The following is a 20,977-nucleotide window of genomic DNA, read 5'->3' as shown; positions in this document are numbered from 1 at the left end:
ACTAACATGTCAGAAATTAGCCGTGCCGTGCTCTTCGGCAAACTGGATACGCTGTTATTTACCTCGCTGGAAAGCGCGACTGCCTTCTGCAAGCTGCGCGGTAACCCCTATGTTGAGCTGGTGCACTGGCTGCATCAACTGATGCAACAGCAGGATGGCGATTTGCAGCAGGTCATCCGCCACTTTGCCCTCGACGAACAGCAACTGACGCGCGATATCGTGGCCGCGCTGGATGCGCTGCCGCGCGGCGCGAGTTCCGTTTCCGATCTCTCCGAACATATCGACAGCGCCGTAGAGCGCGCCTGGGTCTATGGCTCGCTGAAGTTTGGCGTCAGCCGCATACGTGGCGGCCATTTGCTGATCGGCCTGCTCAAAACCTGGAACCTGGCAAACGTGCTGAAAAGCATTTCGGCGCAGTTCACCCGTCTTAACGTCGAGGTGCTGATCGAGCAGTTCGATACGGTTTGCGCCAACAGCAAAGAGACGCAGCAGGCTGCGGCCACCGTCGAGGCGCCAGCGGGTGCGGTACCAGCAGCGCAGGGTACGCTGGCTCAGTACGGCCAGGATCTCACCGCCCGCGCCCGCGAAGGGAAGATTGACCCGGTAGTCGGGCGTGATGAAGAGATCCGCCAGATGGTCGATATCCTGATGCGTCGCCGCCAGAACAACCCGCTGCTGACCGGTGAGGCCGGCGTCGGGAAAACGGCGGTGGTGGAAGGGCTGGCGCTGCGTATCGCCGATGGCGACGTGCCGGAGCCGCTGCAAAATATTCAGCTGTGGCTGCTGGATATCGGCATGCTGCAGGCTGGCGCAGGCATGAAGGGCGAGTTTGAAGCCCGTCTGCAGGCGTTGATCAACGAGGTTCAGTCCAGCGCCACGCCGATTATTCTGTTTATCGATGAGATCCACACCCTGATTGGCGCAGGCGGCCAGCAGGGGACAGGCGATGCGGCGAACCTGCTGAAGCCCGCTCTGGCGCGCGGACAGCTGCGTACCATCGGCGCCACCACCTGGGCGGAATACAAAAAGTACATCGAGAAAGATCCGGCGCTGACCCGTCGTTTCCAGACGGTGCAGGTTCACGAACCGGACGAAACGAAAGCCATTCTGATGCTGCGCAGTACCGTATCGCCGCTGGAGACCCACCACCAGGTGCTGCTGCTCGACGAAGCGGTCAGCGCGGCGGTGAAGCTGTCGCATCGCTATATCCCGGCGCGTCAGCTGCCGGATAAAGCCGTTGCGCTGCTCGACACCGCCTGTGCCCGCGTGGCGGTCAGCCAGAGCGCGCCACCGGCGCAACTGGAAGATTGCCTGCGCCATCTTGCCGCGCTGGACGTGGAGATTGAGATAGCCGAACGCGAAGCGCGCGTTGGTGCAGGCCTTTATGAGCGCGTAACGGCGTTAATCACAGAACGTGATGCGTACGAAAGCAAACGTGAAGCCCTGACCCAGCGCTGGGAAGAAGAGCGCGGTCTGGTGCAGGAAATTATCCGCCTGCGCGCCGCGCTGTTTGCCGCGGGCGAGGAGGAGTCCGCCGGGCTGCACAGCCAGCTGGCGGAACAGCAGCAGGCGCTGAAAACGTTGCAGGGCGATGAGCCGCTGCTGTTTGCGGCGGTAGATGAAAACGTGGTTGCAGCAGTGGTTTCCGACTGGACCGGGATCCCGCTGGGGCGGATGGTGAAAAACGAGATCGACGCGGTGCTGAATCTCGCCGACACGCTGAACCAGCGCGTTATCGGCCAGCGTCACGGTCTGGATCTCATTGCCAGTCGCGTGAAAACCTCGCGGGCAAAACTCGACGATCCCAACAAACCGGTGGGCGTCTTTATGCTTTGCGGCCCGTCCGGCGTCGGTAAAACGGAAACCGCGCTGGCGCTGGCGGAATCGCTGTACGGCGGCGAGCAGAACGTTATCACCATCAACATGAGTGAGTTCCAGGAAGCGCACACCGTTTCCACCTTAAAAGGTGCGCCGCCGGGCTACGTCGGGTATGGTGAAGGTGGTGTCTTAACCGAGGCCGTGCGCCGCCGTCCGTATAGCGTAGTGCTGCTGGATGAAATTGAAAAAGCGCACCCGGACGTCCACGAAATCTTCTTCCAGGTCTTTGACAAAGGCTGGATGGAGGACGGTGAGGGACGCCACATCGATTTCCGCAACACCATTATTATTCTGACGTCCAACGTTGGCACTGACCTGATCAGCGCTATGTGTGCCGATCCGGAACTGATGCCGGAACCGGACGCCTTAAGCGGCGCGCTGCGCCAGCCGCTGCTGGAGGTGTTTCCGCCTGCGCTGCTGGGCCGCCTGCTGGTGGTGCCGTATTACCCGCTCAGCGACGCGATGCTGGGGCAGATTGTTCGCCTGCAGCTCAAGCGCATTCAGCGTCGTCTGGAAGAGAATCACAATATCATTTCTGAGTTTGACGACAGCGTGGTGGAACAGATTGTTCAGCGCTGTACCGAGGTGGAGTCTGGTGGCCGCATGGTAGATGCTATTTTGACCAACACCCTGCTGCCTCAGATGAGCCAGATCTTACTTACCGCCAGCCGCAGCGACGAGCAGTACCGACGTCTGCATGTCACCTGCGAGCAGGGCGAGTTTCACTGTCAGTTTGCCGCGTAATAATCATCAAGAGAACTGTAAAAGATGACGGATAATGATAACAATCGGACTGTCCCAAACGCGCTCCCGGTCGGGTACCGCTTCAACGAGTTTGAAATCAAAGAGGTGATCGGCGGCGGCGGTTTTGGCATCGTTTATCGCGCGTGGGATCACCAGCTCGAACGCACTATCGCTATCAAAGAATTTATGCCTTCCTCGCTCGCCGTGCGCGGCGACGACATGACCCTGGTGCTGCGCAGCGAGCGCTTTGGCAAAGCGTTTTCCGCAGGCCTGAACAGCTTCATTCAGGAAGCCCGTCTGCTGGCGCGCTTTAACCACCCGAACCTGCTGCATGTCCTGCGTTTCTGGGTGCAAAACGACACGGCCTACATGGGTACGCTGTTTTACAGCGGCACCACGCTTTCGCGCCTGCGCGAAGAAAAACCGGAGCTGATCAACGAGGCCTGGATCCGCCGCACGCTGCCGATGCTGTTTGGTGCCATCAAGACCATCCACGACGAAGGCTATCTGCACCGTGATATCTCGCTGGATAACATCCAGATCCAGGATAACGGCCTGCCGGTACTGCTTGATTTCGGCTCCGCGCGCCGCACCATCGGTAACCTTTCTGACGAAACGGAAACCATGCTGCGACCGGGTTTTGCACCGATCGAGCAGTACACCGACGACAACGAAAGCGAGCAGGGACCGTGGACGGATATTTACGCCCTTGGCGCCGTGCTGCGCACCCTGATCGTGGGTTCTCCGCCGCCGGTGAGCGTGGTGCGTTCTATTCAGGATACCTGCAAGCCGCTGGTGGAAATTATGCCGCAGGGCTATTCCATCCCGCTGCTGCAGGCCATCGACCGCGCGCTGGCGCTGCACATGGAAGACCGTCCGCAGTCTATCGACGAATTCGCCGCGCTGATCGAGATGCCGGTTGCGGGCATAAACGATGTGCTGACGGCGAAAAAACCGGGCACCATGCTGGTACCGGTGGAAGAGGAAAAGCCGGCTTCAGCACTCGACTGGCGTCGTTACAAAATCCCGGGCATGGTTGCCGCAGGCGTGCTGGTGGGTGTGGTCGCCGGAGCGATGCTGTTCAGCGGTGGCAAGGATGCGCCAGAGCAGGCTGCGCAGGCACCCGCAGAGACGCGTCCGACGGAAACCGCCGCGAACGCGCCAGACGTGAAGCCAGAAACGGCGAAGGTGAGCGAGCAGGCGACGGCGCAACAAACGCCACCGCCTGTCGAGAGCCCTGTTGCGCTGGTCTATATCCGCATCCAGGACGGCGAAACGCTGAAAGTGAACGGCGAGCCAAAAGCGCTGCGTCCGGCGACCAACGGCTATGCATCGCTCAAGCTGCCCGCCGGTGAGGCGAAGATTGAACTGCAGGGTAACGGGAAAACGCGCAGCCAGACGCTGGATATTGCCAAGCCGGGCACCTGGCTGGTGAATCCGTAGGAATTTAAACAGGAGATACTATGGAAGTGTACGATCTTCGAAGCCAAAGGCTTCGTCCAAAGGAATTCGAAAAGATTGTCTCTCCTGTCTATGCACGGAGCGACGTAGGGCGTGAGTTTGTTGTGGTGCGAGGCGTTTCAAATCCATTTCACAGCATTGATGGTTTAACGTTACGACATCGCTTCGAATTTAATCCTAATGCCGTTTTTGATCCCCTCTATGCGCAAAATCTTAATAAAATACAGCGGTTAATTGATTCAGGGGAGGTGGTCTTAATAGATCACCGTCAACGGACAAAAGCCCTATATCCCTTTTTCATCTCTGAGTCAGGGGAGTTGTTTTGTGTTGATGAGACGATCTACAACTCAGCTTTTGTGAATTACGTCCTCGAACGTTACCGAAATAATGTCGCTCTATTTGGAAAACCAGCCCCAACGCGTGATTCATTCGTTCCCTCTACCAATAATTACGGGCCGGGTTACTGGAAAACTGTTGAAGATGATTATCATGGCACAAAAAATGTTGTGATTATGGCGATTAATCGACTGACGAGCATGGGGGATGAGGGACGAGTATTTGGATCGGACGGTAAAGATTACATGAATACGTCGCGCGATAAAATTCAGCGCTGGACAGCGCTACCCGGAGATCTGGATGGAGAATCGCGCGTGTTTATATCTAAGAAATCGGTCATCAGACGATACGGAGAACAACGATCCATTTATCAGAAATACCTTGAGAGTGATGATGCCTGGGCAGTAAGTGGTAAATCATGGCAATGGATACCTGGAGTCAGAGAAGAGGATTATGAATTTAAAAAGTAAATTATGGTATTTCTGGGGAAGCATGGATGTACTGGCTCTTTTGCTTTATTCTGTAAACTCACTTCGTCAGGACAGGATCCCCTTGATTTCAGATTTAATCGCGTTCACAGGAACCTCAGATGTAGTTTCAGGAGGCGGTTACAACTTTATCGTAACACTCTTTTTTATATTTGATTTGCTCTTGTTACTTTCACTTTTTATTTCGGCCTGGTTGTTTTTTAAGAGAAAAGACGTTGCGATTAAATTTGCCCTTGCTCAGGAAGTTTTCCGTCTAATTTCGTTCAGATGTTCGGTTTCTTTTTTCCCACTTTTGGTAAGTGTGTTTGGTATTACAAGTGTCTGGGTAAATTTAGGATTGTTCGTTATCTCGGAACTGCTAAAAATATATTCTCTTGTTTACTTAATGGGCAAAAGAAAAAGAAATCATTCACTTTGATATATAAATGACGCTGATGCGTAGATGCGAACCTCTTTTCTAAATCGCATAAGCTAGATGGAATAAAAATTATGCTCAACCGAATTACCGTTCAGCTCCCGGTGGAGGGGCTTCTGTTCTGGAAACTGACGGGCCGCGAGGCGATGTCCGAGTCGTTCGCGCTGACGCTGACCGTGCTCGGCACGGACGCGCGCATTGACCGCAGCAAACTGCTGGGCCAGCCGGTCACGGTGACCATCCCGACGCAGAACCTGCTGACGTCCCGCTATGTTAACGGCAAGATTACCCGCGTGGCGGTCAGCGCCGTTGAGCTGACGGGCACCCGCTATGCGGTGTACCAGCTGACGGTGGAGCCGGACCTGTGGCCGATGAAGCGCGACCGTAACCTGCGTATTTTCCAGGGCCAGACGGTGCCGCAGATTGTGAAAACCCTGCTGGCTGAACATCAGGTCAACGTGGAGGATAAACTTACCGGCAGCTACCGGGTGTGGGACTACTGCGTGCAGTATCAGGAGTCGAGCCTGGACTTCATCAGCCGCCTGATGGAGCTGGAAGGGATTGCCTATCACTTCAGCCACGAGGCCGACAAGCACACCCTGGTGCTCACCGACGCCGCCACCCAGCATCAGCCGTTCAGCGGCTATGAGGTCATTCCTTACCACCAGACGCCGTCCGGCGGCAGTACGGATGAAGAGGGCATCAGCCAGTGGGCGCTTGAGGACAGCGTGACGCCGGGGATTTACAGCCTCGACGACTATGACTTCCGCAAGCCGAACGCGTGGCTGTTCCAGGCCCAGCAGAACCCGGCGTCGCCGAAGCCGGGCAGCATTGACGTCTACGACTGGCCGGGACGCTTTGTGGAGACCGGGCATGCGGAGTTTTACGCCCGCATTCGCCAGGAGCGCTGGCAGGTTGAGCACCAGCAGATTCAGGCCACCGCCACGGCGGCGGGGATTGCGCCGGGCCACACCTTCACCCTGACCAACGCGCCGTTCTTCAGCGATAACGGCGAGTATCTGGTGACGGCGGCGGGCTACCACTTCGAAGAGAACCGCTACGCCAGCGGCGAAGGTGAAACTGTTCACAGGACCGATTTCACGGTCATCCCGGCGTCGGTCTCTTATCGCCCGGCGCAGAGCACGGCGTGGCCGCGCACCTACGGCCCGCAGACCGCGAAGGTGGTGGGCCCGAACGGCGAGAGTATCTGGACCGACAAATACGGTCGCGTGAAGGTGAAGTTCCACTGGGACCGTCTGGCGAAGGGGGATGACACCAGCTCCTGCTGGGTGCGCGTGTCGAGCGCGTGGGCGGGCCAGGGCTACGGCGGGGTGCAAATCCCGCGCGTCGGCGACGAGGTGGTGGTGGACTTTATCAACGGCGACCCGGACCGTCCGATTATTACCGGGCGTGTGTACAACGACGCGAGCATGCCGCCGTGGGCGCTGCCGGCGGCGGCGACGCAGATGGGCTTTATGAGCCGGACGAAAGACGGCTCCGTGGACAACGCCAACGCCCTGCGCTTTGAGGATAAAGCAGGTGCAGAGCAGGTGTGGATCCAGGCCGAGCGCAACATGGACACCAGCGTTAAAAATGATGAAACGCACAGCGTCGGCGGCGAGCGCAGCCATTACGTGAAGAAAAATGAACTGCATCGCGTGGAAGCGAATCAGACCCAGGCTGTCAAAGGTGGGACTGAGATCCTGACCGGCAAAGGCAAGCTGGATGCGGCGGTGGAGCAGTACGTCATTGCTTCCGGGACGAAGCTGCGGCTGGTCTCAGGGGAAAGCGCCATTGAGCTGAATGCTAACGGCAAGATTAACCTGATCGGTAAAGAGTTTAACTTCTTCGTGGAAGGGGATGGTTATATCACCACGGGCGGTAAGCTGCACCTGAATACCTCGGGAACCAAGCCGGGCACCACGGCACCGGGATCGGGGCATAAAGGGGATATTGATGCGGCTGTGCAGGCGAAATTTACGCCAAAAGATGAGTAAGGCCGGTGCGGTGCTTATCGCATTATTAACGACGGGAATGGCTGAAGGAGGCGCTCAGAAACAGGATCTTTGGAAGTTCATTTCCGGGATGAGCACATCACTCAGATCATTATCCGTTACAAGCCTAAGCAATGCGCCGTTGTCATTTAAGATCACCAGACAAAATGAATATATCAATTTCTACAATGCTGACGATTTCAAACTGGATGATGGAGCGAGCATTACCGAAATTGGTTTACGTTTAAGCAAAGATAACGGCGACATGGCGCCTTTACTGAATTTTTCACCGTCAGGTCAATGCATAACGCTTGATACCGTTAAAATGCACTTTCCGCAACTGGTGCTCACTGACTATCCGCAAGGCCGCTCTGAGAATGAAGTGACCAGTTATACCGCGCCAAAAGACAGTAATGGACAAAAGGTGAGCTTCAGTTTCACCGTGAAAAAACCTGACTGTCTGGATTCTGTCGTCATAAGCGCCGAATAAGAAACACAGTTCCCATGTCCTGACGGGGTTTCCAGTGGTGAGAAGCGCAATAAATATTCATTGAATGACAATTAACGTGAAAAAAAACACTCCGGTATTTCTTTTTTCTGCCCTGATGTTTACCTGTCTGAGCAGCAATGTGGTTTTGGCTCAGGTGATGCCTTCCGTTCTGACAAAACGGGATTTTTCTGTGCAGATTAAAGACCAGCCTGTCGCATTGGGCGACAGATGGACTCCTGATATTGCCCGTAAAATTGACGTGCCGTTGGAAGGCCATTTTGTCGGTGAAGTTCCTTTTGACGGAACAAACTATAAATTCTACCAGCATCAAAAGGCTGGGTTAGAAATATTCATTTCCAATCTCTGGTGGGATAAAGCAGAAAGAAGCGTTGACGATTATATCGTGTCCCAGATTACGCTGACTGCCTCAGATATTTTAACGCCGCGTGGCGTTCATGTGGGTTCAACAATCAGAGAGCTGAACAATGCGTACGGCGATGGTCAGTTCGAAAATGATTCCGGGGAGAAGTGGATTTCCTATGAATTGGGTAAGAAATTGCTCTCTTTTAAGGTTATAGACAGTCAGGTTGTGAAAATAACCATGAATTACGAAAATGGTACTTCAGAGTGATTTATGACCAAAAAATATTTGGCAGTCGCATTGTTCACCGCTTTATTGACAGGCGTCGTTGAAACGTCATCGGCGCTTGAATTATCGCAATACAATAAGCTCGAAACGGTTAGCCGCAAAGGGAAAAACGTTTCGCGACTCCGCAGGTAAAATAATCGGCTCAACGTACAAGAATGGCGAAATCGTTTATACCGTGACGTATGCACCCGCGAAACTGGTTGTCAGCAAAGGTAGCCAGGTTTTAGTCGAACAGTCAGGTCAATGGCGTAAATAATAAAACTGCCAACCAAAGGGCCAGCATGGATTGGCCTTCTTGTTTCTCACAATATTAACCATCCCGAGTTCACTTATGAAATACACCCTCCAGGAAGGTTCGTTTTCCCTTTTTCCTGCTGCCTGGCAGGATAACAGTATGAATATTATTCGCGATGACGAAAGCGGACTGTCCGTGGTGGTCAGCCGCGGCGTAATCCCGGACGGCAGCGACTACGAACAAGAGTTTCACCGCCAGTGGGATGTGCTGCGTCCTCAGATGGGCGAAATTGCCCAGAGCGAATTCCGGAATGTAAAAGCCGGCCCTGACGGAAAAATTAACGGGCTGGAAGTTGAGACCACCTTCGACCGTAACGGGCAGCGCCTGTGGCAAAAACAGCTGGCCGTACAGACGCCGGGCAAACCGGTATTGATGATTTTTACCCTCTCGGCACTCAGAGCATTCACCGAAGAGGACGAGGTGCGCTGGAGCGCGCTTAAGCAAAGTCTGACGCTAAACGACAACCGGAATGTGTAAGGCATGAGCGATAACAACGCGGCCCGTAAGGGCGACGAGATTATTCACTCCAGCATTTTTGCTGACATCACCAGCATTGTGGCGGAAGGTGCCGCCTATGCGGTGATCGGCGCGGCGGTAGGCGCTGCTGCAACCGTAGCGGCACCACTGCTGGGGGCGGGGGCCGCGGCAGCAGGCGTGGCGGCAATTGGATCCAGCTGTCTGTTAAGCGGGATTATCGGCGGCGTGCTGGCGAACGTGGCAGGGATCACTGACGATATCAGCAATGCCGCGGAAGGGTTGGGCAATGCGCTTTTCCCTCCGTCGCCTGCGGGCAAAATTACCACCGGTTCGAATAACGTTCTGACGAATGCGATCCCCGCCGCGCGCGCGGCCGGAACGCTGACGCCTGCGGATACCCCTTCCCCTGAACCACAGTCGCCGGGCAGTTTTGCCGACTACGCGGGCATGCTCCTTTCCGCCGCCGGACAATTTGGCAGCGAAATGTGGCAGCCGAGCGTGGCCTCTGCCGCGGCGGGGACCTCGCCGCTGGAAGAAGACAAGGTGGCGTGCGAAAAACACTCCGGGCCGCAGTATCTGGCGGAAGGCTCCAAAAGCGTCTTTATCAACGGACAGCCTGCGGTGCGCGCGAAAGATCGCACCACCTGTGAAGGCACGGTTTCCGACGACGTCTCACCGAACGTGATCATTGGCGGCGACACGCTCACGGTTCGCGATATCAAAAGCGGTAAAACGCCGGGACTGGCGCTGGGGATGATTGCGCTCTCCCTGCTGCGCGGGCGTCCGGGCAAGATTCTGAAAAATATGCCCTGCGCGCTGGCGGCGGCTGGCGGCGGGATGCTGGCCGATATGGCCGTGAATGCCGTGTTCGGCTCCTCGCACCCGGTTCACGCCGCCACCGGCGTAAAGGTACTGAATGACGACGATGAGCTCGATTTCTCGCTGCCAGGGCGTTTCCCGCTTCGCTGGCAGCGCAGCTATAACAGCCTGACTACCCGCGAAGGGCTGTTCGGGCTGGGCTGGGCAACCACCTTTGACAGCTATCTGACGCTGGAAGAAAACAACGCCACCTGGTTCGACGAAACCGGGCGTGAGCTGAGCTTCGAGCTGCCGCCTGTCGACCGCGCGTTTTACAGCATCAGCGAAGGCATTATTATCCGCCGCAATGAGAGCGGCGACGTCGCGATCGCCGATGATGACGGTGCGGTATGGCGTCTGTATAAACCGACCCGGGCGAATCCATCTATCCTGCGTCTCGCCTCCCTCAGCGACGAATACGGCAACGCGCTGCTGACGGAGTGGGACGAGCACGGCAGGCTGGTCGGCCTTCACGACGAGCCGCGGGCAATCGACGTCACCCTGCGCTACGAAGATGAACGTTTCCCGCAGCGCGTTACCGCAGCCAGCCATTTCGACGGCAACCGTTCCTGGCCGCTGATGCAGTGGCGCTACGATGCGTGCGCCCAGCTGGCGAGCGCGACGGATGCCTCCGGCGTGGTGACGCGTGAATACCGCTATAACGACCGTGGCCTGATGGTCTGGCACCGCCTGCCTGGTGGGCTGGAAAGTGAATACCGCTGGCAAAAATTCGACCACTGGCGGGTGGTGGAAAACCGCACCAGCACCGGCGACGGGTGCCGCTTTAGCTATGATTTAGCCGCCGGGCTGACGACCGTCGAGCACTACGATGGTCAGACGCGTAAGCACTACTGGAACGCGCAAAATCTGATTGTCCGCTACGTTGACGAGCGTGGTGAAACCTGGCGCTACGAGTGGGATGACAACGAACTTCTGACCCGTCGCGTCGATCCCCTCGGCAATGCTGTCACCTTCGTCTACGACGAAATGGGCAACCGGGTGCAGGAGATCGACGCCGACGGCAATACCCGTACCACCACCTGGCTGGAGCACCGCGCGCTTCCGGCGGCCATTATCGAAGCCGACGGCAGCGCGACCCGTTTCTGGTACGACGAACATCACGGCCTGAAGCGCGTGGTCGACCCGATGGGGCAGACCACGCTCCTGCACCGGGATGAGTTTGGTCAGGTTATTGAGGAGGTCGATGCCGCCGGAAACAGCCGCTACCAGGAGTATAACGACGCCGGGCAGATGGTACGTGCGACGGACTGTTCCGGGCGCATTACCCGCTACCGTTATCATCCGCTCGGCTGGCTGGTGGCCGAGACTGGCGCCGACGGCGAAGAGACGCGCTATCGCTACGACGCGGCAGGACGTCCGGTGCAGCTCGATCGTCCGGAAGGCTGGACGGAGTCACTTGCATGGAACGAGCGCGGCCTGCCGGTGAAGCATGCGGGCGCTGACGGGAAAGAAAGCGAGTTCAGATACGATGACGCAGGGCGCTTAACCGCCACCCGCAATACTCAGGGGGAAGAGGTGCGCCGCCGCTGGGACAGCCGCGGGCGTCTGGTTGCCCTGGAAAACGAAAACGGTGAAGCGTATCAGTTCCGCTGGGGCGCGGACTCGCTTCTTCTGGAAGAGACAGGGCTTGATGGCGTGGCCTCGCAGTATCGCTACGACGCCTGCGGGCGCACGATAGCGCGCACCTTTGCCGCCGGTCATCCTGAGGCGATCACCCACGCCTTCGCCTGGAGTGCAAGCGGCCAGCTGGTCGCCCGCACCACGCCGGAAGGCCAGACCCGCTATCATTACACACCATCCGGGCTATTAAGCCGGATCGGGCTGCATCCGGCGCTTTCAGCCGACGCATGGACCACCGAGGCCGAGCAGGAGCTTGCCTTTGACTATGACGCGCTCGGTCGCGTGACGCGCGAGGCGGGCGAACACGGCGAGCTGGCGTGGGAGTATGACGCGCTGGGCAACCGCACCTCCGTCACGCTGCCCGATGGCCGCGAGCTGAAACAGTTCTACTACGGCAGCGGGCATCTGCTCGGCATTGCCCTCGATAAGCTGTCGGTCTCTGATTTTACCCGCGACGAACTCCACCGGGAGACCAGCCGTACTCAGGGGCTGCTGACCACCCGCAGCGAGTACGACCGTCTCGGTCGACTGCATCGCCGGGATGTCTTCACTGGCAATGCCCAACGCCCGTCGCCGCGCCGCTGGTCTCGCCGCTGGGATTACGATTACCGCAATAACCTGGTGCGGGAAGAGCGGGACGATAATCCGTTCAGCTGGTACCGCTGGCAGTATGACAGCGCTGGGCGCCTGCTGGTTCAGGACGGCTCCCTGCCCGGACAGGAGCAGTGGCGCTGGGATGCCGCTGGCAACCCGCTGGAAGGCTCTGCTGAGAAGGTCACGCATAACCGCCTGACGCAGCTGAACGGCATTCGCTGGCGTTATGACATTCACGGCCGCACCGTGGAGAAGGATAACGGCCAGACCCGGTGGCACTACCGCTACGACGGCGAGCAGCGCCTGACGGAGGTCATCAGCCAGCCGCGGGATCGCAACAAACCGCAGACGCAGGTCAACTTCCGCTACGATCCGCTCGGACGACGGATCAGCAAAACGCGTCGCCAGATGCTGGGCGGGCAGCCAACCGGCAAGCCGGTCACTACCCGTTTTGTCTGGGAGGGGTTCCGCCTGCTGCAGGAAGTGCACGGGGATGTGCCGCTGACCTACGTCTACAGCGATCAGGACAGCTACGATCCGCTGGCGCGTATCGACGGCGTGGATGCCCCGGAAATCTTCTGGTTCCACTGTCAGCCCAACGGCACGCCGGAGCGGATGACGGATATCGAAGGGCAGGTGCGCTGGGAAGGAGTGAACAGCGCCTGGGGCAAGCTGCTGCGGGAAAGCGAAACGCAGGTATCAGGATATTCTCAGAACCTGCGTATGCAGGGGCAATACCTGGATCGTGAGACAGGGCTGCACTACAATCTGTTCCGGTATTACGACCCGGACTGCGGAAGGTTTACGCAGCAGGACCCGATAGGGCTGGCGGGGGGGATAAACCTTTACCAGTATGCGCCGAATGCGCTGGGGTGGGTGGATCCGTGGGGGTTATCGAGATGCAGTACAGGAAAAAAACCAGGGCCGCAACTTCCTGGGGGAATTGCTGAAACATTTGATAAAAGCGTTTATAAAAATAGGCAGCTGAAAACAGATGAGACTTTTTATAAATATCATGGTGTAAATAATCGAACAGGAAGAAAAATTTCTTGGCTTACAAATGAAAAATATAATTCCGAGGAGGTTTTGCGAGAAAAACTAGCTATTCGCCATGATTGGGGTGTAAATATTACTAATGTATCAGAGTTCAAAGTTCCTAAGGGAACTTGGGTGAGTGAAGGTCCTGCTGCAGCTCAAGGGGCAGGTTATCCTGGGATGGGATACCAGGCTGTGGTGTCCAATCTTCCAAGAGCATGGGTGGTTAAAACTTTAGGGGTTCCCTGGCAATGAATTTAAATAACTTAAAAAATGCACTTGAACAAATAATTTTTGAACTTAATGCCAATGGCAAACATGAATCGGCCAATTTTTTTCAAACTCGTTATGATCAGATAATAAATTTTGGAGATAAAATTCCATTTGAAGTCGTTGAAAGTCTGTCAACATGCAGAGCAATGTCTCAATACGCAAACTTTTCCCTCAGGGAAGAAAAGCTATTGGATGATGTTGTTAATTACGCACTTGATATCAAAAAAATTACGCCGTGATCTTTAACAAAAAGAAGGAATATTTTTTTCGAGACTATATTTAAGCATTTGTCTGTTTTTAAAATTCTCACGCCGACAACAAAGACAGACAAATTTTAATAAAAGAACTCAAAAGAATTACTATTTACCGGCTAAATGTACTAAAACCGAAGCCAGCTTCAATCAATCCACCTGTGTGCTGACGAAATTAACCTTCGAAGCAGTCTTGTCCCATTTTTTGACAGCTTCCTACACTAAACCATGATGATAGACACTGTCCTTTTGAGGCTTTGTTGTCCTTGTTGTTCTTGATTTAGATTAGTACTAAAACTGTCTGCTCATGGCCATTGCTGCCAGCATGGTTTATAACTGATTCTAAAAATTGATCTGCTCACTCATCCTGCTATTCTTAATTTGGTATGAAACTTTAAAATATTCAGATCATTGTAAGATTGCATTTTGCTAGTATATAAAGATGGTAAAGATACTCATTTACTTAATTGAAATGTTACGGGGTATATATTATGTATTTCTTAGAAAGAAAAGATGCTGAAAAACTTCTCCAAAAAGTTTTAAAGAGCACTTTAAAAAAACAGTCTGATATTGATTTATTATTGGATATAGCGGTTAATCATGAATCTGGTATTCCTATGAAAGGAATAATTTATGAATATGATAAAATGGAGAAAAATAAACCAACTAAACAAAATTTAGATGATCTTAACACATTGATGCATTTTTATGGGCCGTAATTAGAGATATAAAATCCTTGCTTCTAAAAAGATATAATTACAGGCTGAGCAAAATCATCTAGTACGGAAAAGATGAACATTTGTTATTATTCGGATAAAATACTTACCCCTAAATTAAATTGCGATGTCGTTTTCAAAAATAAAGTTGTCAAATCTCTTAGGCATCTCCAGAACGCTTTGGTAAGTGACGCTTTATATAATATTTCGGGCTTCAAACTATAACATATCGAGATGATCTGAAATTTTCTTATAAACTAAATGAAAATATTTATTAAGAGCTAAGATGATCGCTGACTTCAATTTTATTAAAGAAAAAGAGGTGCTCGAGTGGATATGCTGTACAAGAAGCTTACGCATAAGTATACCTTGCTTAGATCTCGCAATGGTCGACCCAACACGTCAGTTAGTCTTTGCGTTAAGCGACTCAAAGCCACTACCAACCGTTTTGACCATTTTCAGTGCTCAGGGCGAAAAACTATTTTGGTCTGCACCTCCTGAAGGTGCGGCTTTCTATTACTTAACATTCAACCGGTCAAAAGAAGTGGTTGTAGTCTGTAGCTATGCGGAAAAGCAAAACGGCTGGCATGATTGGTTTTATTCCTGGGGTATGAAGCGTAACGCGTTGTCTCTATCTGGCCCTGCGTATTAACATCAAAAGCGCCAGAAAATGATAACAATAACCGGTGGCAAAAGAGGGCTGCATAAGCAGTTCCAACAAGCGGTTTAAAACAGAGCTAAGAGGCAAAGGATGAGCACGGTTTACATTGTCATTTTAACCTATATCAAACCACTCAAAGAGATTGACGCAGCGATACATGCTCATGTTGAGTGGCTAAAAAAGGGGTATTCAGAGGGGATTTTCCTGGCGTCCGGTAGACGGATCCCAAGAAACGGTGGCGTCATTCTTGCAAAATCTGAGAGTCTTGCCTTTCTGGAAGAGCGCTTGCGCGAGGATCCTTTTCAGAGGTTAAAGCTTGCGACTGTTGAGATCATTCCCTTTGAACCCAGCATGAAAACAGAACTATTAGAAAATGTGTTTTAACCCCGCAATAAAAAAATCCACGCCAGGGCGTGGATTTTTTTCATCCAAGACGAATCAGACGTTAAACAGGAAGTTCATCACATCGCCATCTTTAACAATGTAATCTTTCCCTTCCGCACGCATCTTGCCTGCTTCTTTCGCGCCTTGCTCACCCTTGTAGGTGATGAAGTCTTCAAACGCGATAGTCTGCGCACGAATAAAGCCTTTCTCGAAGTCGGTGTGGATCTTACCGGCCGCCTGAGGCGCGGTCGCACCTACAGGGATCGTCCACGCACGCACTTCTTTCACGCCCGCAGTGAAGTAGGTCTGCAGGTTCAGCAGCTCATAGCCTGCGCGAATTACGCGGTTCAGACCCGGCTCTTCCAGACCCAGCTCGGCCATGAACTCTTCACGGTCAGCGTCGTCCAGCTCGGCGATATCAGATTCAACGGCAGCGCATACCGCGACAACGACAGAACCTTCCGCCGCGGCGATTTCACGCACTTTGTCCAGATACGGGTTGTTCTCGAAACCGTCTTCATTAACGTTGGCGATGTACATGGTTGGCTTCAGGGTCAGGAAGCTCAGGTATTTGATCGCCGCCTTGTCTTCTTCCGTCAGGTTTTTCAGCGCGCGCAGCATGCCCGCGTTTTCCAGCTGTGGCAGACATTTTTCCAGCGCAGCCAGTTCCGCTTTCGCGTCTTTATCGCCGCCTTTGGCTTTCTTCTGCACGCGGTGAATCGCGCGTTCGCAGGTGTCGAGGTCAGAGAGCGCCAGCTCGGTGTTGATGACCTCGATGTCGTCAGCCGGATCCACTTTGTTGTTGACGTGGATGATGTTGTCGTTCTCGAAGCAGCGCACAACGTGGCCGATCGCTTCGGTTTCACGAATGTTGGTCAGGAACTGGTTACCCAGACCTTCACCTTTGGAGGCGCCTTTTACCAGGCCCGCGATGTCAACGAACTCCATGGTGGTCGGCAGAATGCGCTGTGGCTTCACGATCTCCGCGAGCTGGTCCAGACGCGGGTCGGGCATTGGCACAACGCCGGTGTTCGGTTCGATGGTACAGAACGGGAAGTTCGCCGCTTCGATACCCGCTTTGGTAAGCGCGTTAAACAGGGTGGATTTGCCCACGTTTGGCAGACCGACGATACCGCATTTGAATCCCATTTCTAAATCACCTTAATATCTTGATAATCAATCCGTTAACGATAACCGATTGATGAAAAGTAAATAACTCTGCCTATTATACACGTAACCCGCATCACGCGCGGTAAAAAAGCCGTATCGGGCGGATTATTGCGCTTTGAAAGCGTGCAGGCGGTTTGTCGCTTTGGTTAAGCCATCTTTCAGCCAGATTTCAGTGCAGCGCACCGCTTCGTCTACCGCCTCGTCAATCAGTTTCTGCTCAGAAACCGGGGGCTTACCTAACACAAAACCAACAACTTTGTTTTTATCGCCCGGATGGCCGATTCCTACGCGCAAACGGTGGAAATTCGGGTTATTGCCCAGCTTGCTGATAATATCTTTCAGACCGTTATGGCCCCCGTGCCCGCCGCCCAGTTTGAATTTTGCCACGCCGGGTGGGAGGTCCAGCTCATCGTGAGCCACCAGAATTTCATCCGGATTGATGCGATAAAACGTTGCCATTGCCGCCACGGCTTTACCGCTCAGGTTCATAAAGGTGGTGGGTACCAGCAGGCGCACATCTGCGCCAGCAAGGTTGATACGTGAGGTATAGCCGAAGAATTTAGGTTCTTCGCGCAGGGGAGCACGCAACCGCTCGGCCAGCAGATCAACATACCATGCCCCGGCATTGTGGCGAGTGGCCGCATATTCTGCGCCCGGGTTGGCGAGGCCGACAATCAGTTTAATCGTCACGATTCAATTCCTAATGGGTTCCAGATCTGGCGCGTAGTTTACTGTCTGGCGCGCCGCTTGACAAAATTCTGCAATCGTCACGGCGAAAGTCGAATAATTACTCATCTGAACAATTAGAATTTCAAGCTGTTCAACGCCTTATTTGTAAACTTTTGTTTGGGAGTTATCCGTAAATGTGATCATTCACGCAACTCATAAAAGGGGCGTTGTCTATACTTTACACACAAGGATTAGGGGCTTTTCCCCTGACAACCCAAAGTTCCGGAGGTGACACATGAAACGCAAAAACGCTTCGTTACTCGGTAACGTGCTGATGGGGTTGGGGCTGTTCGTGATGGTTGTCGGCGTGGGTTATTCAATTTTAAACCAATTGCCGCAGCTTGATCTCCCGCAATACTTCGCGCATGGCGCGGTACTGAGCATTTTCCTCGGTGCAGTATTGTGGCTTGCCGGGGCGCGCGTGAGCGGACATGAGGAAGTCTGCGATAAATACTGGTGGGTGCGCCATTATGATAAACGTTGTCGCAGGGATCAGCATAAGCACAGCTAGTACCTGATAAAGAACACCGAACGACTCCCAAGGGAGTCGTTTTTTTTTGCATGTAGTATTGACCCTCACGTAACGTAAGGCTCCAGAGTGTGTGCACTGGCAAAGTAAAAAGGAGCAATTATGTTGATTCAGGTGGGTGAGCTTGCGAAACGGGCCGGGATCACCGTGCGGACATTGCATCACTATGAGCAAACAGGGTTGTTGCTGCCTTCTGCCAGAAGTGCGGCAGGTTACCGGCTTTACAACCTGGCAGATGTCCAGCGTCTGCACATGATCCAGACGCTGGCAAAAGCGGGGCTGGAACTTGCTGAAATCAGGGATTTTCTGGAACAGGCGTCGCTGTCGTTAACCGAGTTACTCGATGCGCAAATCACGCTGTTGGATAAACAGCTTTGCAGCATACATACGCTGCGCGACCGGCTGGTGGAACTGCGCACCGGGCTTCGCGACGATGCGACGCCGGATCTGGAATCCTGGCTACAGACGCTGGAGTTAATGAATATGTACGATCGCTGGTTTAGCAAAGAAGAGTTACAGCAGCTGCCGTTTGCGGTGCAGAAGGAGGCACTGGCGGCTATCTGGTCAGGGCTGGTTACAGAGGCCAACATACTTCTGGAGCAACATATCCCCGTTACGGATGCGCGAGCCATGGAGCTGGCGACGCGCTGGATGGAACGCCTGGAGCAGGACACGGCGGGCAAGCCGGAGTTTCTTACCCGGCTGAACGAAATGCACAGCGTTGAGCCGCAAATGCAGGCGCAGACTGGCATCACGCCGGAGATGACGGAGTACATTACCCGGGCGTTTGCTGAATCTAAGCTCAACATATGGGAGAAGTATCTCACCGCCGAAGAGATGGCCTTTACCAGGGCACACTACTTTGACCGCATGATGGAGTGGCCGCCGCTGGTGGCGAAACTGCATCAGGCGCAGCGGAAAAGTATCGATCCTGCCTGTGAGGAGGCGCAAAAGCTGGCTGAAAACTGGCTGGCGTTATTCCAGTCGTATGCGGGAACAAACCCGGAAACCCAGCAAAAGTTTCGCGCGGCCATGCAGCAGGAGCCGCAGCTGATGAAAGGAACATGGATGTCGCCTGCTGTGCTTGCATGGCTCCAGCAGGCCATCGGGATAATGATGCAGAGACGTTTCACCGCATCAGGTGAATCACAGATCCGCTAACGCCGCTTCCCGGTTAGGGTAGAAAGAGAGTCGGCCAGGGATCGGCTGTACGCCCGCGCGCGCCATGGTGCGCAGCGGCTGGAATTCCAGGTTACTCACCCGCAGCTCGCAGCCTTCCGGCAGACGTTGTACGAAGCGCTGGAAGGCGTCCAGGCCACCGGCATCCAGCACCGGTACGGCATCCCATTTCAATACCACAATCCGTTTGCCAGCGATGCGGGTTTCCAGTTCGCTGAACAGGCCTTCCGCCGCGGCGAAGAACAGCGGGCCAATTACGCGCAGCACCAGCACATCATCAGGCACCTCTACGTTGACCGGCGAAAGGCGCGTCATCTGTGCAATGCGGCGCATAAACAGCAGGGAAGCCAGCACGATCCCGACGCTGATGGCGATAACCATATCGAACAGAACCGTCAGCGACATACAGATCAACATTACGATGATGTCGTCTTTTGGTGCACGACGCAGCAGGTTGACCACCTTATGCGCCTCACTCATATTCCAGGCCACCATCAGCAGCAGCGCGGCCATAGCGGAAAGCGGCAGCCAGGAGAGCAGCGGGGCAAGGATCAGCAGAGCGAGGATCACCAGCACGGAGTGGATAACCGCCGAAACGGGGGAGGTTGCTCCCGCGCGCACGTTCGCCGCTGAACGGGCGATGGCTGCCGTTGCGGTAATACCGCCAAAGAACGGGGCGATGAGATTGCCTAACCCCTGACCGACCAGTTCGCTGTTGGCTTTATGTTTGGTGCCGGTCATGCCGTCGAGCACGACGGCACAGAGCAGCGATTCAATGGCCCCCAGCATTGCCATAGAGAATGCGGCGGGAAGCAAGGCGCGCAGGGAATCCCAGCTTAAGGTAAAGCTGGAGCCAGGCATGTCCCACGGCAGTACCAGTTGCGGTAACAGTTGCGGAATGCCGCTACCCTGAGAACCGTCCGCCAGCACATAGTGGAACTGCGAGCCGATCGTCGCGACATGACCACCGAACATATTGACGATTGCCATTACTGCGCAACCCAGCAGCAGCGCGGGAAGGTGACCCGGCAGACGAATCCCTAAACGAGGCCAGACGATCAGCGTACCCAGCGTCACAATCCCGATGGCGGCGTCGCCCAGGTTGGCCGTAGGCAGTGCCATAAACAGCGCGCCCACTTTTTGCAGATAATGTTCCGGTACGTGAGGCATCTGCAGACCGAGAAAATCTTTGATCTGCATGGTTCCGATGGTGATCCCGATCCCTGAGGTGAACCCGAGCGTGACGGAAAGGGGAATGTACTCAATCAGGCGGCCAAAGCGGGCCAGGCCAAAGAGAATCAAAAACAGGCCTGACATCAGGGTGGCAACCAGCAGGCCTGCAAGACCAAACTGTTGCGAAACCGGGTAGAGGATCACCACAAAAGCGGCGGTCGGGCCAGAGACGCTGAAGCGTGAACCACCGGTCAGGGCGATGACAATCCCGGCAACGGCCGAGGTGTAGAGGCCGTACTGTGGTGCAACGCCGCTACCAATCGCCAGCGCCATCGCCAGCGGTATGGCGATAATGCCGACGGTGATCCCGGCAATCAGGTCACGGACAAAACGTGACGAGGTGTACTTCTCTTTCCAGCAAGCGTCGATGAGGGCGCGAAAGGGCAGAACATGTGAGGAGGCTACGTTTTTCACAATTATCTATCATCCGAGTGCGCATCATCTGTCATATGAATGGCAGGTGAAGGAGGCATTAATCATACAAATAAAACCTAAAG

General features: G+C 54.5%; 18 protein-coding genes. 15 read left to right on the top strand and 3 right to left on the bottom strand.

Annotated elements, in window-relative coordinates; genetic code table 11:
- Window positions 1–6 precede the first annotated feature (6 nt).
- The 13 genes from tssH to A4308_RS17395 all read left to right on the top strand — a co-directional run bounded on the left by tssH (window position 7) and on the right by A4308_RS17395 (window position 15,640).
- Window positions 7–2,622 carry a type VI secretion system ATPase TssH gene (gene tssH, locus A4308_RS17450; RefSeq protein WP_045281210.1) on the top strand — a complete coding sequence of 872 codons (2,616 nt, stop codon included), beginning with the start codon at window positions 7–9 and terminating at the stop codon, window positions 2,620–2,622.
- Window positions 2,623–2,646: 24 nt separating this feature from the next.
- Window positions 2,647–4,065: a serine/threonine protein kinase gene (locus tag A4308_RS17445; RefSeq protein ID WP_045281211.1), complete on the top strand. Its 1,419-nt coding sequence runs from the start codon at window positions 2,647–2,649 to the stop codon at window positions 4,063–4,065.
- 20 nt (window positions 4,066–4,085) lie between these two features.
- Window positions 4,086–4,889, top strand: coding sequence for a hypothetical protein (locus A4308_RS17440; RefSeq protein WP_014884218.1), 804 nt, complete (start codon window positions 4,086–4,088; stop codon window positions 4,887–4,889).
- Entirely contained in the window at window positions 4,873–5,325 is a 453-nt protein-coding gene (locus A4308_RS17435; RefSeq protein ID WP_014884217.1) for a hypothetical protein, read from the top strand. The genes A4308_RS17440 and A4308_RS17435 overlap by 17 nt, the downstream gene beginning before the upstream one ends.
- A 71-nt stretch (window positions 5,326–5,396) precedes the next feature.
- Window positions 5,397–7,319 carry a type VI secretion system Vgr family protein gene (locus A4308_RS17430; protein WP_023337403.1) on the top strand — a complete coding sequence of 641 codons (1,923 nt, stop codon included), beginning with the start codon at window positions 5,397–5,399 and terminating at the stop codon, window positions 7,317–7,319.
- On the top strand, window positions 7,312–7,806 hold the full coding sequence (locus A4308_RS17425; protein ID WP_230278694.1) for a hypothetical protein: 495 nt from the start codon (window positions 7,312–7,314) through the stop codon (window positions 7,804–7,806). Before A4308_RS17430 ends, A4308_RS17425 begins: the two co-directional genes overlap by 8 nt.
- 76 nt (window positions 7,807–7,882) lie before the next feature.
- Window positions 7,883–8,437: a hypothetical protein gene (locus A4308_RS17420; protein WP_230278695.1), complete on the top strand. Its 555-nt coding sequence runs from the start codon at window positions 7,883–7,885 to the stop codon at window positions 8,435–8,437.
- A 349-nt stretch (window positions 8,438–8,786) separates the two neighbouring features.
- Window positions 8,787–9,227: a DcrB-related protein gene (locus A4308_RS17415; RefSeq protein ID WP_023330599.1), complete on the top strand. Its 441-nt coding sequence runs from the start codon at window positions 8,787–8,789 to the stop codon at window positions 9,225–9,227.
- 3 nt (window positions 9,228–9,230) lie between these two features.
- Window positions 9,231–13,610, top strand: coding sequence for an RHS repeat-associated core domain-containing protein (locus A4308_RS17410; RefSeq protein WP_045281213.1), 4,380 nt, complete (start codon window positions 9,231–9,233; stop codon window positions 13,608–13,610).
- Window positions 13,607–13,867: a hypothetical protein gene (locus A4308_RS17405; RefSeq protein WP_014884203.1), complete on the top strand. Its 261-nt coding sequence runs from the start codon at window positions 13,607–13,609 to the stop codon at window positions 13,865–13,867. Before A4308_RS17410 ends, A4308_RS17405 begins: the two co-directional genes overlap by 4 nt.
- Before the next feature lie 503 nt (window positions 13,868–14,370).
- Window positions 14,371–14,598, top strand: coding sequence for a hypothetical protein (locus A4308_RS17400; protein ID WP_032636254.1), 228 nt, complete (start codon window positions 14,371–14,373; stop codon window positions 14,596–14,598).
- A 283-nt stretch (window positions 14,599–14,881) separates the two neighbouring features.
- Window positions 14,882–15,247, top strand: coding sequence for a hypothetical protein (locus A4308_RS22060; protein WP_071890869.1), 366 nt, complete (start codon window positions 14,882–14,884; stop codon window positions 15,245–15,247).
- Window positions 15,248–15,346: 99 nt separating this feature from the next.
- Window positions 15,347–15,640 (top strand): YciI family protein, encoded by a 294-nt coding sequence (locus A4308_RS17395; protein WP_045281214.1) that lies wholly within the window; start codon window positions 15,347–15,349, stop codon window positions 15,638–15,640.
- 54 nt (window positions 15,641–15,694) lie between these two features.
- Here A4308_RS17395 and ychF read toward each other — a convergent pair whose 3' ends face one another.
- Together ychF and pth are read right to left on the bottom strand one after the other, a co-directional pair.
- Window positions 15,695–16,789, bottom strand: coding sequence for a redox-regulated ATPase YchF (gene ychF / locus A4308_RS17390; protein WP_023312134.1), 1,095 nt, complete (start codon window positions 16,787–16,789; stop codon window positions 15,695–15,697).
- Window positions 16,790–16,915: 126 nt separating this feature from the next.
- Window positions 16,916–17,500: an aminoacyl-tRNA hydrolase gene (pth, locus tag A4308_RS17385; RefSeq protein ID WP_014884200.1), complete on the bottom strand. Its 585-nt coding sequence runs from the start codon at window positions 17,498–17,500 to the stop codon at window positions 16,916–16,918.
- Window positions 17,501–17,774: 274 nt separating this feature from the next.
- Between pth and ychH the strand changes: the two genes are divergently transcribed.
- Together ychH and A4308_RS17375 are read left to right on the top strand one after the other, a co-directional pair.
- The gene (gene ychH, locus A4308_RS17380; protein ID WP_008499505.1) at window positions 17,775–18,050 is read left to right on the top strand and encodes a stress-induced protein YchH; all 276 of its coding nucleotides are present in this window, start codon (window positions 17,775–17,777) and stop codon (window positions 18,048–18,050) included.
- A 120-nt stretch (window positions 18,051–18,170) separates the two neighbouring features.
- The gene (locus A4308_RS17375; protein WP_045281215.1) at window positions 18,171–19,229 is read left to right on the top strand and encodes a MerR family transcriptional regulator; all 1,059 of its coding nucleotides are present in this window, start codon (window positions 18,171–18,173) and stop codon (window positions 19,227–19,229) included.
- Here A4308_RS17375 and dauA read toward each other — a convergent pair.
- On the bottom strand, window positions 19,215–20,894 hold the full coding sequence (gene dauA / locus A4308_RS17370) for a C4-dicarboxylic acid transporter DauA (RefSeq protein WP_014884198.1): 1,680 nt from the start codon (window positions 20,892–20,894) through the stop codon (window positions 19,215–19,217). The two genes, A4308_RS17375 and dauA, sit on opposite strands and share 15 nt — an antisense overlap.
- Window positions 20,895–20,977: the final 83 nt, after the last annotated feature.

Source organism: Enterobacter sp. ODB01 (assembly GCF_001623605.1).
GTDB lineage: Bacteria > Pseudomonadota > Gammaproteobacteria > Enterobacterales > Enterobacteriaceae > Enterobacter > Enterobacter kobei.
This window is presented reverse-complemented; position numbering and strand designations above follow the sequence as displayed.

Excerpts from the sequence above, each read along its gene's own strand:
- tssH (WP_045281210.1), top strand. The coding sequence starts at position 7 with ATGTCAGAAATTAGCCGTGCCGTGCTCTTCGGCAAACTGGATACGCTG.
- A4308_RS17445 (WP_045281211.1), top strand. The coding sequence starts at position 2,647 with ATGACGGATAATGATAACAATCGGACTGTCCCAAACGCGCTCCCGGTC.
- A4308_RS17440 (WP_014884218.1), top strand. The coding sequence starts at position 4,086 with ATGGAAGTGTACGATCTTCGAAGCCAAAGGCTTCGTCCAAAGGAATTC.
- A4308_RS17435 (WP_014884217.1), top strand. The coding sequence starts at position 4,873 with ATGAATTTAAAAAGTAAATTATGGTATTTCTGGGGAAGCATGGATGTA.
- A4308_RS17430 (WP_023337403.1), top strand. The coding sequence starts at position 5,397 with ATGCTCAACCGAATTACCGTTCAGCTCCCGGTGGAGGGGCTTCTGTTC.
- A4308_RS17425 (WP_230278694.1), top strand. The coding sequence starts at position 7,312 with ATGAGTAAGGCCGGTGCGGTGCTTATCGCATTATTAACGACGGGAATG.
- A4308_RS17415 (WP_023330599.1), top strand. The coding sequence starts at position 8,787 with ATGAAATACACCCTCCAGGAAGGTTCGTTTTCCCTTTTTCCTGCTGCC.
- A4308_RS17410 (WP_045281213.1), top strand. The coding sequence starts at position 9,231 with ATGAGCGATAACAACGCGGCCCGTAAGGGCGACGAGATTATTCACTCC.
- A4308_RS17405 (WP_014884203.1), top strand. The coding sequence starts at position 13,607 with ATGAATTTAAATAACTTAAAAAATGCACTTGAACAAATAATTTTTGAA.
- A4308_RS17400 (WP_032636254.1), top strand. The coding sequence starts at position 14,371 with ATGTATTTCTTAGAAAGAAAAGATGCTGAAAAACTTCTCCAAAAAGTT.
- A4308_RS22060 (WP_071890869.1), top strand. The coding sequence starts at position 14,882 with ATGATCGCTGACTTCAATTTTATTAAAGAAAAAGAGGTGCTCGAGTGG.
- A4308_RS17395 (WP_045281214.1), top strand. The coding sequence starts at position 15,347 with ATGAGCACGGTTTACATTGTCATTTTAACCTATATCAAACCACTCAAA.
- ychF (WP_023312134.1), bottom strand. The coding sequence starts at position 16,789 with ATGGGATTCAAATGCGGTATCGTCGGTCTGCCAAACGTGGGCAAATCC.
- ychH (WP_008499505.1), top strand. The coding sequence starts at position 17,775 with ATGAAACGCAAAAACGCTTCGTTACTCGGTAACGTGCTGATGGGGTTG.
- A4308_RS17375 (WP_045281215.1), top strand. The coding sequence starts at position 18,171 with ATGTTGATTCAGGTGGGTGAGCTTGCGAAACGGGCCGGGATCACCGTG.